Source organism: Aurantivibrio plasticivorans (genome assembly GCF_055392955.1).
The window spans coordinates 1,442,939-1,460,190 of the sequence record NZ_AP036020.1 but is presented as its reverse complement, the minus strand read 5'-3'; the positions used below and the strand labels follow the sequence as shown (position 1 = coordinate 1,460,190).

The following is a 17,252-nucleotide window of genomic DNA, read 5'->3' as shown; positions in this document are numbered from 1 at the left end:
GTCAGCCACGGGCTTTCTCCAAACAAATATCGGCTACATCTTGTGTAGCGCGAGGTTTCGCAACTTTCCGAGCTCGATTCGCTAAGTTACGTAATTTTTCTGAGTCGCTTAGCAGCGGTTTAGCCAAATCAAATAAAGTTTGTGCATCAAGTGCTTTCTCTTGCGCCATTAACGCAGCGCCTTCACTCACCAGCCACTCAGCGTTTTTCGTTTGATGATCATCAATGGCGTAAGGGAACGGGATAAAAATCGCTGCTACTCCCACTGCGCTAATTTCGGAAACCGTTAATGCACCAGCCCTGCAAATCACCAAATCGGCCCACTGATAGGCGTCAGACATGTCATCAATGAAAGCACTGACATCAGCCACAACACCTTTCTTGTTGTACAACGACTGGGTTTCTTCAAACGTCAATCCACCGGTCTGATGCCGAATATCGGGTCGCTCTGCCACTGGCATCTTGGCAATCATTTCGGGCACTAACTGATTGATTTTTTTTGCGCCCAAGCTGCCACCTAACACGAGTAATCGTTTAGGTTGACGCCTGCCAAGCTGCCTTTGATCAGGTGATTGACTTTCCACTATCGCTGACCGAATGGGGTTACCAACACATTGCGCTTTGGGTAACACACCAGGAAAAGCCGAAAGCACCTCATTCGTCAATTTACTCAACCAACGATTAGTAGTACCAGCTACGGCATTTTGTTCGTGAATAACCAATGGAATACCCATCAATTTTGCCGCCAATGCGCCAGGCCCAGACGCAAAACCACCCATACCAATGACAACCTGTGGTGAAAATTGCTTGACCACTTTCAATGCTTGCCAAATTGCTCGCGTTAATAGAAAAGGCATTTTTAACCAGGTAACGATGCTTTTTCCGCGCAAGCCAACAATATCAATCACATTCAGCGTTATGTTTGCCGACGGCACAATCCGCGCTTCAATACCTTTTTCGGTGCCGAGCCACTCGACTGCAATACCGCGACCACGGAGCTCATCGGCTACGGCCAATGCTGGAAAGACGTGTCCGCCTGTACCACCTGCCATGATCAACACCCGTATTTCACTCTTCGACATTATTGAGCTGCTCGTTTGGTCGACACATCTTTGACCGGCTGAGTTAACATTTCCCAGTCCATGCGCAAAACAATACCAATTAACATGCAACTAACGATCACACTGTTGTTACCGTAACTGATAAACGGCAACGTCAACCCTTTAGTGGGCAGCAAGCTCGATGCTACACCCATATTAATGAATGACTGACCCGCAAATAAAATTGCGATGCCAAAAGCTGCCAAACTGACAAATACGTTGTTCTGACGCATCGCACGGCGCGACAACATTAAAATTCGAAACACTACCAAGCCAAAAAGCGCTATAACGAACACAGCACCAAACAACCCGAGTTCCTCACCAATGATGGCGAAAATGAAATCCGTGTGAGCATCCGGCAAATAAAATAACTTTTGTACGCTTCGCCCCAAACCAACACCAAACCACTGGCCCTGACCAAAAGCGATCAACGACTGTGTCAGCTGGTAACCACTATTAAATTGATCAGCCCAAGGGTCCAAAAAAGTCACTAGACGTTGTAAACGGTACGGCGACAAGATCGCAATAACGAGTAGTCCAGACCCGCCTAAAGCCATAAGACTGAAGAACTGCCACAACTTCATACCGGCGAAAAACATCATCGCAACAACCGTCCCGGCGATAACGACAGCGCCACCAAAATCGGGTTCTAGCAATAGCAAAAGAACGACAACACATACGACGGCCAGCGGTTTTACAACACCAGCCCAAGTCGTTTTGAGCTCATCATGCCGACGAGCGAGGTAACTCGCGAAGAACATTATCATCATCAATTTCGCAAGTTCAGACGCCTGGACGGTAAACGGGCCTGCATTTAGCCACCGTTGAGCACCATTAACACGACGACCAACACCAGGAATTAATACCATCAGCAAAACAGCAATTGTCAGCACCAAAAGCAGCCACCCATAAGATTGCCAAGCGGATACAGGTATCATCGAAATAGCCGTTGCAGCCAGTAAACCAACAACTAAAAATACACCGTGCTTAGCAGCCATACTCCACGGATTACCTGTACGTACTTCAGATAAGCTCATGGACGCGGAAGCCACCATCAATATTCCCACCGTCATCAAAGCAACAACAGCGCCAATCAGTAGCCAATCGAGATCGCGATAGGCAGGCATCGTGATGCGGGGCATCTCAAATTTAGTTACTGCCACACCCATCACGCCGCAAACCCCTTAACTATCTCAGCAAATTTATCGCCACGCTCTTCATAGTTTTTAAACATGTCGAGGCTAGCGCAAGCAGGGGACAACAACACCACATCACCTACAATAGCGTGCTTAACCGCTACCGAAACTGCAATTTTTAATGTATCAACTTGCTCCGCAGGCACATTAACTTGTGTTGCTTGATCGAAGAGCAACTGTGCATCTTTACCAAAGCAAATCATGTAACGTACTGTATTTTGCAAAACAGTCTTCAACCCAGAGAAATCAGCACCCTTACCATCGCCCCCGGCGATAAGCACGATTTTATTTTGGGGCGACCGATCTAATCCCTCTAACGCAGCGAGAGTTGCACCAACGTTGGTACCTTTTGAGTCATTGATAAAATCAACACCCTGATAGTTAGCAACCCATTCACATCGATGCTTTAAGCCCTTAAATTCACACAAGGCCTTAACCATAGCGTCTACGGTTAAACCAATTGCATCACCAATTGCTAACGCCGCCAGGGCATTCGCCAGGTTGTGCTTACCTGCAATTCGAACTTGACTCGACAGCATGATTTTTTGCAAGCCTTTCGCAAGGTACAGCTGAGCTTGATCTTCAATAACACCAAAATCTTTTAGGTCAGGCACCCCCAAACCAAAGCTCACGCTAGCCATATTTTTTCGAAGCGGTGTCGAAGTTAACGCATCATCTCGATTAATAACTACCGTTTTAGCACCAAAAAATATGCGTTGCTTAGCGGCATGATATTCAGCCATCGTCGCATATCGATCCATATGATCTGCCGAGACATTCAGGAGACATGCGACGTCAGCGTTCGGCTGTTCTACGGTTTCAAGCTGAAACGAAGAAAGCTCTAGCACATAAAAGTCCGGCTCTTGCCCCCCGCTTAAATCGGATAAGAGGTCTAATACCGGTGTTCCGATATTGCCCGCGACTGATGCCCGCTTACCGTCAGCCTCTATCATTTCACCAACTAATGTAGTGACTGTGCTCTTGGCATTCGAACCAGTGATTGCGATGATTGGCGCTGTAACTGCTTCGATAAATAATTGAATATCACCGATAACTCGCACGCCGGCGTCAATGGCAGCTTGAATTGCAGGCTCTTTTAGGGATACGCCCGGGCTAACTACTATTAACGCTGCTTCTTTCAAAAATTCGGTATCAAGATCGCCCAATACTAAAGAAACCTGTGGAAACTCATGACGAAACACTTGCTCATTTGCTGGCGCCGTTCTTGTGTCTACTGCAACCACGCTTTTACCACGACTAAGTAAATGACGCACAACCGAAAAACCGGTAGCGCCTATACCAATGACAATGGTTTGATGATTAGTGGCAATTAGCTGAGACAACCCGACATTCCTTCCAATCAACTAAAACTTAACGAAGCTTGAGCGTTGCTAGCCCAAACAACACCAACATAACGTTAATAATCCAAAATCGTACAATCACTCGCGGCTCAGGCCACCCTTTCAACTCATAGTGATGATGCAGCGGAGCCATTCTAAAAATTCGTCGGCCTGTTAATTTGTATGAACCGACTTGCAAAATGACTGAAACGGTCTCCATTACAAATACACCACTCATGATAAAAAATATGATTTCGTGGCGAATAATGACAGCGATAATCCCAAGCGCTGCACCCAGGGCAAGCGCTCCTACATCACCCATAAACACTTGTGCTGGATAGGTGTTAAACCATAGAAAGCCCAAACCGGCACCCGCTAAGGCCCCACAAAAAACCACCAACTCACCCGTTCCTGAAACATAGGGGATATTTAAATACCCTGAGAATTCAGTATGCCCAACCAAGTAGGCGATGATGCCAAGTGCACTCCCTACCATAACGCAAGGCATGATCGCCAAGCCATCTAAGCCATCGGTTAAGTTCACTGCGTTACTTGAGCCAACAACAACGAAGTAAGTGAAAATGATATAGAACCATCCTAAGTCGATGGCGACATTTTTTAAAAACGGGAGAAACAGCGTCGTTTCCACGCTCGATTCAGCCGACCAGAATAAAAAGGCGGCGGCACCAAGGCCGCCCAAGGATTGCCAGAAATATTTCCAAAAGGCCGATAAGCCTTTCGAATTCTTTTCAACCACCTTGCGGTAGTCATCAACAAAACCTACTGCTGCAAAAATAAATGTTACGCCAATCACCACTAACACATAACGGTTTGATAAGTCTGACCATAACAGAGCACTGATGAAAATTGCTGCCAGGATCAAAGTCCCACCCATGGTTGGTGTGCCAGACTTTGATAAATGCGACTGGGGACCGTCATCACGGACCGATTGCCCGATCTGCAGAATATTTAACTTGCGAATCATCCAGGGACCAAGTAACAGCGATATACCGAGTGCCGTCAATATTCCCAAAATCCCGCGAAGCGTGAGATATTGAAAAACGGCAAAGCCGCTTACATACTGCTGTAAATATTCAGCCAATAATAAAAGCATTATTCTTCCCCATCTCTAAGCAAAGCCGTGACCACTCTTTCCATATGGGAAACACGCGAGCCTTTCACTAACACTGTTGTTGATTCTTCGGTTTGTTTTCCAAGAATACTTTTTAATCTAGCAATCAATTCAGCTTGATCACTGAAATGTTCAGAATTCACACCAAAGGCATTGGACGCTGATGCAGTAAGCTCACCAACTGTTAGCAAATTTGAAACACCTTGCTCTTTCGCATACTGTCCTAATTCTGCATGCAGCGGCTTGGTTTCGCTTCCTAACTCTGCTAGATCACCCAGTACGAAAACAGTACGGCCAGCTCGTTGCGCCAAGGCGTTGATCGCTGCACGCACAGAATCTGGATTTGCGTTGTAGCTATCATCAATAATCGCGGCCCCATGAACACCATCCAACACCTGCATCCGACCTGCTACAGCTTCGCTACTTTCTAGCCCGGTTTTGATCGTGAGCAAGTCCGCACCCGCCGCATAAGCACATGCTGATGCAGCTAAGGCATTTGCGACATTATGAGAACCTAATAGCTGCAACGTTATTGAATGAACTTCTCCATTGCTGCACAAGTCGAATTCCTGTCCGCGCTCTGTGACAGCAAGATTGGTCGCATAAAAGTCGGCCTGATCATCTTCCAAACTAAACGTCAATGAGCGGCGGTCCCCCACTAGCTCACACCACTGAACATAGGCCGGGTCATCTTTATTGAGTACCGCAATATCCGCATCATCGAGCGAGCTGTACATCTGTCCTTTCGCTTTGGCGACCCCTTCAATTCCACCAAACCCTTCAACATGAGCACGCAGCGCATTAGTAATGAGGCCAATGGTCGGTTTAGCAATGCCCGCTAAATAACCTATCTCGTTTGGACCACTGGCACCCATTTCAATAACAGCAAAATCATGTTCAGGCTGAAGGTCGAACAACGTGAGCGGTACGCCAATATGGTTATTGAAATTCCCTTTGGTGGCGAGAACGCGGCCGCAACCAGACAAAATATCAGTTAGCAGGGATTTCACTGAAGTTTTACCACAAGAGCCAGTGATGCCAATAAGTGGTTTATTGAAAAAAAGACGGTTTGCATGTGCAATATTGCCTAATGCTTCTGTCGTATCGATAACAACAACCTGAGGGATACCCAAATCCAGCTCATTGCTGACTACAACCGCTGCCGCACCTTTTCTTTCTGCTTCGCCAACAAAGTCATGGGCATCAAAGTTTTCTCCACGCAAAGCGACAAACAAATCACCTTCTCGCACTGACCGCGTATCCGTACTAACTCTTTTAATCTCAACAGACGAATTTTGAGTTAAGCGTCCACGTGTTGCGGTCGCAATATCGATCAATGAAAAGCTACGCATCATGAAGAGATCTCCATGCGCTGCTGTAATGCAAGCCGGGCATGACCAACATCACTAAATGGCAATTTCTCGACGCCGATTTGCTGGTAGGTTTCATGCCCTTTACCCGCAATCAAAATAATATCCTCATCCGCCGCATGCAGGATTGCATACTTGATCGCTTTCGCACGGTCGCGCTCGAAGACCACATTGTCTAGCTGTTGAAAACCCAGCCGAATATCTTTTTCAATAGCCTCTTGTGGCTCGGTGCGCGGGTTATCACTCGTGACCACAACACAATCCGCTAGCTGTTCAGCGATACTCGCCATTTGCGCGCGCTTTCCTCGGTCTCGATCGCCACCGCAACCAAACACACACCACAAGGTTTTTTCACACTGAGGCTTGAGTGTTCCTAATGCCTTTGATAGACCATCAGGGGTGTGTGCATAATCAACCACAACCAATGGCCGCATCGACATAGAAACAACTTCCATTCGACCCGTCGCTGGGCTGACTAAAGCGATGTTCGTTAAAATATCTTGCAGATCAAAACCTTCAAGACTTGCCGCAGCAATCACCGCAAGTAGATTACTTAAATTAAATTCTCCGAGCAGAGAAGCCGATAACTTACCTTCGCCCCATGGCGTTACAACCCAGGCATCGACGCCTTCAGCAGAAAATGAAACGTCTCTGCAATATACGGCCGCTTTCTCATTGGATGTGCTGTAGGTAACTACCTTACCAGCAGCCAGCCTTTGCGTTAATTCACACCCAAATTCATCATCAATGTTGACTATCGCATGCTCTAACGACGAAAAATGAAAAAGCTTAGCCTTAGCCTCCGCGTAGTTTTCCATCGATCCATGATAATCGAGGTGATCACGACTTAAGTTGGTCAATATTGCTGTTTTAAAATCGACCGCAGCAACTCGAGACTGGTGCAAGCTATGGGAAGAGACCTCCATAACACAACGCGCTACGCCTTTCGCAGCGAAAGAACCCAGCGTTGCCTGAACAGCTACTGGGCCGGCAGTTGTTAATCCAGTAGATGTTAGCGAACTCGAACTATTATTTTCACTGTCAGCACTAACGATGCCATTCCCTAGGGTGCCCATTAAACCGCACTGTTGCTCAAGTTTTGCTACCAGCTGAGAAAACAAGTAAGCAACCGTTGTCTTACCATTAGTCCCAGTAACAGCGATACAACGGACCGAGTGAGACGGCTCAGCGTAAAAACGTGAAGCTATAGCGCTAACGATTTGATCAAGTTTCTTAACAGGAATAACCGGAACATTGGAATGCCAAGAAATACCGTCATCTTCGTTTGACAGTTCTTTGATAATTGCAGCGGCACCAGCACGTAGTGCTGCGCCGATGAATTGCCGAGCATCGACACTAGCGCCAACTTGAGCAATAAAGACATCGCCTTTTTGCAGTAAACGGTGATCACTTTGCACACCAGTGACGAACACATCGCCAACCTCACCCGGCAACCAGATATCCGGTAACAGATCCGACAAACGCACACCATATGATTGCTGGTTTGCACTCATCACAATGAGGCTCCTTGCAACTGACCACTGCCACCTGCTTTCGCAATTGATGTGTACATGTTCGGGGCGAGTTTATCCGGTGCCGTTTGCAAAACACGCAAAGCCTCTTCGGCAATACCAGCAAAAATAGGCGCAGCCACTTCACCGCCACCATCCAACCCACGGCGCGGCTCATTGATCATGATGCCAATCACAATTCGAGGATTATTTAGAGGAGCAACGCCAGCAAATACAGAAAATTTCGCCTCATCCAGATAACCACCAGACGCGGCTTTGTGTGCGGTACCTGTTTTTCCGCCGGCACTGTATGATGCCAATCGAGCTCGCACTCCAGTTCCACCGGGCTCTAACACCTCAGCCAACATCGACAATACTTGTTGGCTGTGACGCTGACCGACAACACGGTCTGCATCGCGCGAAGCCAAATCGCGCTCATCGACTTTCAACAGCGAAACCGGCCGTTGCACACCACCATTGGCGAACACCGTATACGCGTGCGCGAGCTGCAACGTGGTTACTGTGAGACCATAACCATAGGCCATAGTCGCATGCTCAACTGGATGCCACTTCTGTCGGTTTGGTAGCGACCCGGTAGACTCGCCCGGAAACCCAATACCCGATGACTGCCCAAGACCTGTGCGATGGAACATTGCGCGAATATTTTGAGGGTCAAGGTTCATGGCAATTTTGGTAATACCCACTTGGCTAGACTCAGCAATAATGTGAGTCACATCAAGAACGCCATAATTTACTGGATCAAACACTGTTTTACCTGGCAGATGGATTCGACCCGGCGACGTATCGATGCGCGTACTTGGGCTAATAATCCCTTCTTCCAGCGCAGCCAAAACTGTCAACGGTTTCATGGTTGAACCGGGCTCAAACTGATCCGTGACGGCGCGATTTTTCATCGCTGCCGCGGCTAATTGCGCGCGGTTGTTCGGGTTATAAGATGGCTGGTTGACCATAGCCAACACTTCACCCGTCTGACTATCCATCATCACCACAGAGCCCGATACTGCATCGTGTTGAGCCACTGCTTTTTTGAGCTCTCGGTAAGCGAGGTATTGAAGCCGCAAGTCAATACTCAACTGCAAATCATTGCCGGGTTTCGCTGCTTCAACCAAGCGTACTTCTTCAACTACACGCTCAAGCTCATCTTTGATAACCTCTTTACTACCCTCTTGGCCTTTCAACCAATCGTTGTAACTTAACTCCAACCCTTCTTGGCCATCACCGTTAATATTGGTGATACCAACGACATGGGCCGCCACTTCTCCAGCGGGGTAAAAACGACGGTATTCGGTGCGAGGAAATACACCTTTAATTTTTAAATCCAGTACGGACTGCGCAACATCAGGTGGAATTGCGCGCTGCAGGTACATAAAACTTTTATTGCGATAAACATCTATTTTTTCCGCCAGCTCGACAGGCGACATCCCCATGGACTTCGCAAGGCGTGGCCACTCTTCTTTATTTCCTAACAACAGCTTTGGATTTCCGCACAAAGAAACCAACTCTGTACTTACCGCTAACAACTCTCCGTTGCGATCGGTAATCACACCACGATTCGCAGGAATAGTTTCTTCATGAACAAACTGCGACTTACCGTAACGCTGCAAGAACTCAAAACCCCTTTCCTGCTCGGGCAACACTTGAATGCTGGCCACCTTCCACACCAACAAACTGCTCAGACACACCAAAACGCCACCGGCGACCACAAAGCGCCAACCGACCAACGCTTGACGATGCTCTGGAGTCCGCACTGCACGGCTTGCACTACGTCGCGTTTTTGCGACGGAGCCCTGCTTTTGCGTTTTGTTAACGGTGCGTTTCATTTTTTGCCTTTGGCTTTTCAAACTCGCCACTTATTGTGTAATAACAACCACTTTATCTTGAGCCGGAACCTGCATATCCAATTGAGTGTTCGCTACATTTTCTACTCGGTTGTATGCAGCCCACGTACTCTTTTCTAACAGGTATTGACCCCACTCAGTGTGCAGAGCGGCAGTTTCACGCTTTGCGACTTGCAACTCATTCATCAGCTGACGACTCACATGAGTTACATAGACAACACTGAGCCCGCTAACTACCAGCATCAACCACAGGGCCGCGATGAGCATTGCTCGCTTTACAAAACCTGTATTCGTTTGACTCACTCTCGCCTCGCAAGGCAATTACATTAAAGTTTTTCGGCGACTCGCATGACGGCGCTTCGAGAACGCACGTTTATCGCAATTTCTTGATCCGACGGTTTTGTCGCCTTTCCAATGATGCGCAATGTTTTATTGAGCTGACTTTCCAGCACAGGCACATTACGTGGCAAGTTATCGCCTTTCGCCTTGTCACGCATAAAGCGTTTTACAATGCGGTCTTCCAAAGAGTGGAAACTGATCGCAACTAAACGGCCTCCCGGTTTTAGGGCTCCCGTAATCTGCTCAAGCAAATCTCGCAGATCTTCCAACTCTTTGTTTATAAATAAACGAATTGCCAAAAATGATCGTGTGGCGGGATGCTTACCGACCTCCCACGAGGGATGGGCGTCGGCAATAATCTTCGCCAATTGAAGTGTGCGCACGATAGGTGTTTCTTCTCGTGCTGTGACGATGGCTCTGGCAATACGTTTGGCAAATTTTTCTTCACCATATTCTTTTAATATTTTCGCTAACTCTGTGTCCTTTGCGGTACTTATCCAGTCAGCTGCACTTTGTCCTTGTGTGGTATCCATTCGCATATCGAGTGGACCGTCCTGCATAAAACTAAATCCGCGCTGCGCCTCATCTAACTGCGGAGATGACACACCGAGATCAACTAACACCCCGGCCACCTCTCCACTGCGTCCACGCTCTGCAACCAGCTCCTCTAGCTGCGTAAACGATCCCTGCGCAATTTCAAAGCGCTCATCCCTGGCAAACTTTTCACGACCTGTCGCGACAGCTTGCGGATCCTTATCGATGGCCAACAATCGCCCCTGTGGAGATAATCGCTCCAATATCAGTTGCGAATGCCCACCGCGCCCAAAGGTTCCATCTATGTAGAATCCATCTGGGTCGATAACCAATGCATCAACCGCCTCATGTAACAGGACGGTGACATGAGCCGCTGGAGAATCACTCATGATTACAACGACAGCGACAACATTTCGTCAGTGAGCTCATCCTCTTGAGCAGAAGCCTCGAGCCACTTATTCCAGTGCTCTTCACTCCACAACTCAAGCTTCTTACCTTGGCCCACTAACATAAGTTTCTTTTCCAGCCCCGCAAAATCTCGCAAGGTTTGCGGCAACAGCACGCGGCCATTGCCATCCATCTCTAAAGGACACGCATAACCAATCAATAAACGCTGTAAGCGACTTGCAGCTTTATTGAGGTTCGGTAGCGCCTCAATTTTGGGGAGTAGTTCCTGCCACTGCGGCTCCGGATAAACCAGTAAACAACGCTCCTCATTATGCGCCGTGATGACAACACGCCCTTCACAGACAGACGCAAGGGTTTCACGGATGCGCGTTGGCACCGCAAAACGTCCTTTTGTGTCCATGTTGATGCTGTGACTGCCGAGAAACACGTTTACCCCTAAATGTAGGTAGATGGGCTACTTAACCAAGATTAGCCACATCTTTCTAAAATTTCCTACTATTTTCTACTTTTTCCCACTTTTTACCACTTCTTGCTACTATAAGTTGGATCGATGCAAAGTCAAGCAAGTGCTCGCTAAATCATTGAAAACACGGGGTAAATCACGAAATGAAGGGGGCTATTTCACAGCAATATTGGGCGCCAACCCACGAACAAGTTGACCAAAAACACAGGGGTACAGATAGAAGTTAAAGTAATACTTTAAGAGTAAGATTATTTTATTGCCGGGAAGGGAACGCTTATAACCTAAGGAGATAAAAACAAGGTGCCCAGCTAGCTGGTTTAGCTGCGCACCCGATAGTGGATAGGATCTTAGGCAACCTCTCATCAAGATCTTTCGCAGCATCAACATCCAGCTGCTTTAAGTTCTTTGAGTTAGCCTGTAAGCCCCTTTCCTGTGGGGGTAGCGTCATGGGCAATCATTCTTGAAGATTTTATCGCCGTATCAAGATGCCACGTTAGAAGTTCTTTGAGTTAGCCTATAAGCCGGGTTCTGTCATGGACAATCATTCATCTAGACTAAGCGTCACCGCTTAGTTCAAGCGACCTACCCGAATCCAGTGCGGGTCGCACCGAAGGATTCCTATTTGGTCTTGCTCCGAGTGGGGTTTACCATCGCCACACCTGTTGCCAGCTGCGCGGTGCGCTCTTACCGCACCTTTTCACCCTTACCCACTAAAAGTAGGCGGTATACTTTCTGTTGCACTTTCCGTAGGCTCACGCCCCCCAGGTGTTACCTGGCACTCTACCCTATGGAGCCCGGACTTTCCTCCGCTCGTGGCCAACCGAAACACAAGTGAATCACTCAGCGAAACGAGAGGCGACTGCCCAGCCAACTCAGGCAGCGAGATTACCTACTAGACGTTATTCGCGCAAGAATTAATTAGCCTCTAAGAAGCCCAGTAAAGCGAGGTTCACCTCTTCCCCTGCCTCTTGCTGAATCCAGTGACCGATGTCCGGGAGTAAATTAATTGACAAATTAGGCACACGGCCTGACATCATCTCGCTCAGTTGTTGTTCACTACGACCTTTAATAACAGGGTCTTTTTCACCTGCCATAAACATTACAGGCATTGCTAACTGCACATCTTTATAGGGGGCCATCATCTCCCAGTTACGGTCAATGTTTCGGTAATAATTAATGCCACCCTCAAAACCCGATGCATTGTATTGTGCTTCGTAGTAGTCGATATCAGCAATCGTAATCCATTTCGGCAGCTCAAGCGGGGCTCCCTGGCGATCAATCCAACCTCCAGCACTCGCTTTGGCGCTGGTAATTAACGGAGCCTTTCGTGGTGTGTCTGGCGAGCAGTAGAGTGCTTTCAGTAATTCGCGCGTCCTCTCTTCGAATTCTCGTTCGGCCAACCCTTGCGCCTGAAAATAGAGCTGATAGTAGAAGTCATCCTCATAATGACGCCTTAATAAACTCATTGGAGGCTCTTTGGTATGAGGATGAAGTGGCACACTTAACGCTGTTAACGTTTGAAACATCTCAGGAAAACGTAACGCTAGTTGCCATGCATGCGATGCACCAAAGTCATGACCGACTAAGTGGCAGTTGCGAATCTGGTAAAAATCCAACAAGGCCAGAATAACATCGGCCACATTGTCACAGTGATAATCTTCCACACTTGTAAAGGGTTGCGACATACCAAAGCCCGGCATGTCAGGCGCAATAACGCGATATCCTGCTTGAGCAAAATATTGGATTTGCTGTCTCCATGAATACCAACACTCCGGCCAACCATGAATCAATAGGATAGTGCCTTTTTGATTAGTCCCTTCGGAAGCAACACGCATTTGCATTCCACCCAGGTTGATTATCGACAGTTCAACTGGCGCCAGATTCATCAAAACTCCCAAATTGAGAAGTCGTTCACCTACACTATTTTGACAACTAAAAGCGCGCCAACTGAGCTACCTTCGAGTTATAGAAAATTGTGAGATTCAAACTTTACGATAGACGTTATGTTTTTAAACATTAACAATAAGTAGTTTTCAAATGTATTGGCATATGAATTCTCTCAACTTGCCATTTTTCCCGACGAAAGCCCCTGTTTACTATTGATGCTGAGCGGCTAACCCGGATAATGCAAACTCCATCACACCCTTAGTCCACATGTTCATTTTCGGAAGTTGTATTATGAGCTCACAGCATATCAAGATCATTCGTGTCAGTTTTATTGCAACACTCGCACTACTTTTTTTAGGCAGCAGTGTTTGTAGCGCACAATCGGTTAACGACCTACAAAATCGCCTAAACCAACTGCAAAGAGAAAAAACGCAACAGGAAGCATCCGCCAAAAAACTCCGTTCCGAAATCGGCGAACTTCCCGATCGCGTTGCCGAAGCTGAAGCAGAATTTCAGCAAGCGGAGCAACAGTTGCTTCAAGACGAAAAAGAGCTACAGCGCCTTGAGTCTTTAAGCAGTAATGGTGAGGACGTTTCTCGCGAACTGAATCTTCAATCACATTCTGTCAAGATGGCGGCTCGGCGCGTAGAAAGCAAGTCTCGATCATTAGATCGCGTTCGATCGAATTACGACGCTCTTCAATCAGACATCACTTCAGCGGAATCAAAGATTGAGGCGACCGACTCACAAATCGCCAAACACCAACAATGGATCGCCGAGAAGAAAGCGGAGGAGGAACGCCAAAGAGTCGCTGCGCAACAACGCAAAGCCGTGCCTCCAGCGCCTCCGGCCCCAGTTGCAGCAAAGCCAGCACCAAAGCCCGCACCCAAAGTGATTGTGCCACCGAAGAAACCAGCAGCTAAAGCTGTTGCGGCACCCGCACCAGTTCCCGCTCCAAAACCTAAAGCAAGACTTTCGGCAGCAGATCAAGATGCGCTGGCGTCGGCAAAAGAGTATCTTGCGAAAGTAGAAGACTACAAACAAAACAATCAAGGCGGTTTTGTTCGATATGACTCTCTAAAACTGAGCGGCGGTAAAGTGAGTGGCAGCCCAAGGTTCGAGCATATTGTTAATAACCAGTACCGAACAGAAGCAAAAATGGACTCAGGTATTCAATTTATTAACATCAACAACCGCACATTCCGAATTGATGTTCCTGACGCAGACACTTACGTAGTCTATGTTGATGGCACTGACCCTACACGGATGCAACTTGTTTACTTTAAGAAGTCTCTCCTAGACCATATGTAAATCATATTTAACTACACATAAAAAAACCCAGCTCTGCTGGGTTTTTTTATGTGTCACGCTGTATACGCAGCTATTAAAAGCGGTACTCTGCGCTAACGTAGTAGGATCTCGGCTCCCCAGGAAAATACCGCGCACCACTGAAGCCAGTAAAGTCTGCACGTTCAGCGTAACGCCGATCTGTTAAGTTCAACACCCGTAATCCAAGATTCAATGAAGGTATTGGCTGGTACTCGGCCCGTATATTGGCAATATCGTGGCCAGAGTAGTCATTATCATTTTGCGGGTCAGTGAAATAGCTGCCCATATGAACCCACTCAAGCTCACTACGCAAATTGGGCACAACTTGCCAACTTAACTGGGCACTACCAAAACGCTTAGGCGCGGTATCTACCTGATTATTTTTTACATCGACCCCACCAACAATGATAGATTTACTGTAGTAATGATCGCCGTAGTTTGCCGCAACTGAAAGGTCCAACCCTTCTACAATCTGCACCCCCAGCTCTAATTCGTAACCAACATGTTTGGTTTCACCGTTGTCAACATTTTGCCTGTTGCTATCTTGGAATATGACATTTTGTTTTTCCATTGCATACGCATTTACTTCGTAGCGAAACTTTGTGCTACGACCTCTTAAACCAAGCTCAACGCTTTCAAGCTTTTCTGAATCGATATTCGCAACCTGTTGCCCACCTTGAAGCCGATAGACTTCCGTTGCTTGCGGTGCCCGATAGCCCTTTGCGATATCGGCATACATTACTATGTCATCGGTAAGCGCGTACTTTAAACCGAGGTTGGGAGACCAATTGTTATAACTATCTTTTCTATCCGCAGGTCGAGTATAGCGGCACGGGAATGCGCACGGAGATCCATCAGCTTGGGTGTTGCCGTCACGCATACGATTGTCATAGTCGTAGCGCATCGATTCAAATCGCAACCCGGCATTGAGAGAAAGTTGATTTGTCATAGCCCACCGCAAGTCTACATACGGTGACGCCTGCAATGCTTCGACGCGATAGTTATATTGTCGACCCGTCGGAAAAACAGCAAAACTCGGAGCAGCTTGTGTTTGCTTCAGATAACCATCGGTGATCTCTGCATCGAATCCCACTACCCAATCAACATCCGCAATAGATGAATCATAAAGTCGAGAGGTAACACCTAAACTTTTTTGACCGTTCTCTTCAACCGGGTTACCGGGTAAAAAGTGCATCATAAAATCCATTTCAGTTTTTCGAGCATAGGGTGTAATAACCAAATTGCGATGCTCGGACAACGCTCGCTCAAAGCTTGAATACAACCGGTAAGACTTCGCGTCACGATAAGCTTCTGGATTTTCATTTGTAGTAATTGCATCATCATCTTTGTACGAGTCTTCACCAGTAATGTAACCCGCTGTTTCTTGATTCAAATTACTCGCAGCAAATGCACTGGTAATAGTCCAAACGTCACCACTGTATTGATGCTTAACATGTAATTTTTGTTCGTCATAGCCGGAATCATCGCGAAAGCCGCCGTCATGTGTCGCCGTAAGCTGAGATGTAATGGCGTGATCACCCAACGCAATATTTCCATCCAAGGTATTACGGCGATAATCGTTAGACCCCGCTTCAGTTTTGATAGAAATTTCGTCATCTTGTCCCACTGACGGCATTAATACATTTACGACCCCATGCAACGCATTAGAACCGTAGAGCGCTGTATTAGGCCCTCGAATAACTTCGATCTGTTGAGCCACTTCGGTATAGGATTCAAACAACTCATTCACATTGCAAAAACCAGCCGCGCGCAATGGTATGTTATCTTGAGCAGTCAAAAACGCTCCACACGCTCCGGCACCAGTTAACACAGGCGAGCGGACTGACGGGAGATATTCTTTACCGTTACCCTGCTGCAAGTTCACACCCGGTACGCGCAACAACGCATCTTGAATGTGCAATGCCGAAACCATTTCAAGCGATTTTCTATCCATCTTTCCAATATTGCCAACGGTGTCAAAACGCTCGGTAGACTTTTTGCTAACAGTGACAACTTCATCAACATATTCATCACCCGCTTGAGCAAGCGTGACGGCGGTAGGGACCAAAAGAGATAGAGCTATATAGCGCATAACGAAACCCGATTAACACTGAAAATGAAAGAGGGGGCACCTTATCAAAAAGGCAGTCACGCTGACTAGAAGATTCGCGTCTAGCGACGGTTAAGCACTGTTAAATGACGTAATGTATTGGAAGGATTAAGCAACAGCAGAATGCGAATGAGAACTTAATAAATGATTGACCTCATTAAGGCGACGACAGCTCTCCCGGGCAATGTTCAGCACAACAATGCCAAACACTTCCTTGTCTTCATTAAAAATATCCATCAGGTTCTCGCGGGACAGCACCAATACTTCGACGTCGCTAAATGTTCGAACACTAGCACTGTGTGGCTGAATCCCAATCACTGAGGTTTCGCCAAAACAGCTGCCGACCTTAAAGCAATGACCATACAATGGATGTTGGTCATGCTCATATTCGAGCTGCGCTATCCCACTGAGCAAGATGAATATATCTGACGCTGGATCGCCCTCGTGGAAGATGACCTGATTCACTGCGTAACGTCGCTGGCCAAACTTGCCAGACAAATATTCCACCTGGTTCTCAGATAGCCCCCCAAACATAGACACCGCATCGAGCACACTTTGAAGTTGGGCTCGATCAATTGAGGTCTGGCTGGTGTTTACTTCCACGATTACTCCTAGGCAGCGCAATCAAAAGTGCTGCTTATTCTAAGTAAAGTAGATCATCTGGAGGTTTGGCAA

14 protein-coding genes and 1 other RNA gene are annotated in these 17,252 nt (G+C 47.3%); 1 reads left to right on the top strand and 14 read right to left on the bottom strand.

Annotation, left to right across the window (positions count from 1 at the left end; all coding sequences use genetic code 11):
• Position 1: 1 nt before the first annotated feature.
• The 12 genes from murG to ACZ5NB_RS06470 all read right to left on the bottom strand — a co-directional run bounded on the left by murG (position 2) and on the right by ACZ5NB_RS06470 (position 13,137).
• On the bottom strand, positions 2–1,081 hold the full coding sequence (gene murG / locus ACZ5NB_RS06525; protein ID WP_460232224.1) for an undecaprenyldiphospho-muramoylpentapeptide beta-N-acetylglucosaminyltransferase: 1,080 nt from the start codon (positions 1,079–1,081) through the stop codon (positions 2–4).
• Positions 1,081–2,262 (bottom strand): putative lipid II flippase FtsW, encoded by a 1,182-nt coding sequence (gene ftsW, locus ACZ5NB_RS06520; protein WP_460232223.1) that lies wholly within the window; start codon positions 2,260–2,262, stop codon positions 1,081–1,083. The genes murG and ftsW overlap by 1 nt, the downstream gene beginning before the upstream one ends.
• 5 nt (positions 2,263–2,267) lie before the next feature.
• Positions 2,268–3,638 (bottom strand): UDP-N-acetylmuramoyl-L-alanine--D-glutamate ligase, encoded by a 1,371-nt coding sequence (gene murD, locus ACZ5NB_RS06515; protein WP_460232222.1) that lies wholly within the window; start codon positions 3,636–3,638, stop codon positions 2,268–2,270.
• 28 nt (positions 3,639–3,666) lie between these two features.
• Positions 3,667–4,749, bottom strand: a complete 1,083-nt coding sequence (mraY, locus tag ACZ5NB_RS06510) for a phospho-N-acetylmuramoyl-pentapeptide-transferase (RefSeq protein WP_460232221.1) — start codon at positions 4,747–4,749, stop codon at positions 3,667–3,669.
• Entirely contained in the window at positions 4,749–6,122 is a 1,374-nt protein-coding gene (locus ACZ5NB_RS06505) for a UDP-N-acetylmuramoyl-tripeptide--D-alanyl-D-alanine ligase (protein ID WP_460232220.1), read from the bottom strand. The genes mraY and ACZ5NB_RS06505 overlap by 1 nt, the downstream gene beginning before the upstream one ends.
• On the bottom strand, positions 6,119–7,651 hold the full coding sequence (locus ACZ5NB_RS06500) for a UDP-N-acetylmuramoyl-L-alanyl-D-glutamate--2,6-diaminopimelate ligase (protein WP_460232983.1): 1,533 nt from the start codon (positions 7,649–7,651) through the stop codon (positions 6,119–6,121). The genes ACZ5NB_RS06505 and ACZ5NB_RS06500 overlap by 4 nt, the downstream gene beginning before the upstream one ends.
• Positions 7,651–9,489, bottom strand: coding sequence for a peptidoglycan D,D-transpeptidase FtsI family protein (locus tag ACZ5NB_RS06495; protein ID WP_460232219.1), 1,839 nt, complete (start codon positions 9,487–9,489; stop codon positions 7,651–7,653). Before ACZ5NB_RS06495 ends, ACZ5NB_RS06500 begins: the two co-directional genes overlap by 1 nt.
• A gap of 30 nt (positions 9,490–9,519) precedes the next feature.
• Positions 9,520–9,810 carry a cell division protein FtsL gene (ftsL, locus tag ACZ5NB_RS06490; RefSeq protein ID WP_460232218.1) on the bottom strand — a complete coding sequence of 97 codons (291 nt, stop codon included), beginning with the start codon at positions 9,808–9,810 and terminating at the stop codon, positions 9,520–9,522.
• Positions 9,811–9,833: 23 nt separating this feature from the next.
• Positions 9,834–10,769, bottom strand: coding sequence for a 16S rRNA (cytosine(1402)-N(4))-methyltransferase RsmH (rsmH, locus tag ACZ5NB_RS06485; protein ID WP_460232217.1), 936 nt, complete (start codon positions 10,767–10,769; stop codon positions 9,834–9,836).
• A 2-nt stretch (positions 10,770–10,771) separates the two neighbouring features.
• The gene (gene mraZ, locus ACZ5NB_RS06480; RefSeq protein ID WP_460232216.1) at positions 10,772–11,215 is read right to left on the bottom strand and encodes a division/cell wall cluster transcriptional repressor MraZ; all 444 of its coding nucleotides are present in this window, start codon (positions 11,213–11,215) and stop codon (positions 10,772–10,774) included.
• 537 nt (positions 11,216–11,752) lie between these two features.
• An RNA gene (gene rnpB, locus ACZ5NB_RS06475) (RNase P RNA component class A) lies at positions 11,753–12,126 on the bottom strand.
• 39 nt (positions 12,127–12,165) lie between these two features.
• Positions 12,166–13,137: an alpha/beta fold hydrolase gene (locus tag ACZ5NB_RS06470; protein WP_460232215.1), complete on the bottom strand. Its 972-nt coding sequence runs from the start codon at positions 13,135–13,137 to the stop codon at positions 12,166–12,168.
• Between the two features lie 292 nt (positions 13,138–13,429).
• On the opposite strand from ACZ5NB_RS06470, the gene ACZ5NB_RS06465 reads away from it, so the two are divergent.
• On the top strand, positions 13,430–14,449 hold the full coding sequence (locus ACZ5NB_RS06465) for a hypothetical protein (RefSeq protein WP_460232214.1): 1,020 nt from the start codon (positions 13,430–13,432) through the stop codon (positions 14,447–14,449).
• A gap of 73 nt (positions 14,450–14,522) precedes the next feature.
• Here ACZ5NB_RS06465 and ACZ5NB_RS06460 read toward each other — a convergent pair whose 3' ends face one another.
• Both ACZ5NB_RS06460 and ACZ5NB_RS06455 read right to left on the bottom strand, forming a co-directional pair.
• Positions 14,523–16,559: a TonB-dependent receptor family protein gene (locus ACZ5NB_RS06460; protein ID WP_460232213.1), complete on the bottom strand. Its 2,037-nt coding sequence runs from the start codon at positions 16,557–16,559 to the stop codon at positions 14,523–14,525.
• A 126-nt stretch (positions 16,560–16,685) separates the two neighbouring features.
• Positions 16,686–17,180 (bottom strand): Crp/Fnr family transcriptional regulator, encoded by a 495-nt coding sequence (locus tag ACZ5NB_RS06455; protein WP_460232212.1) that lies wholly within the window; start codon positions 17,178–17,180, stop codon positions 16,686–16,688.
• Positions 17,181–17,252: the final 72 nt, after the last annotated feature.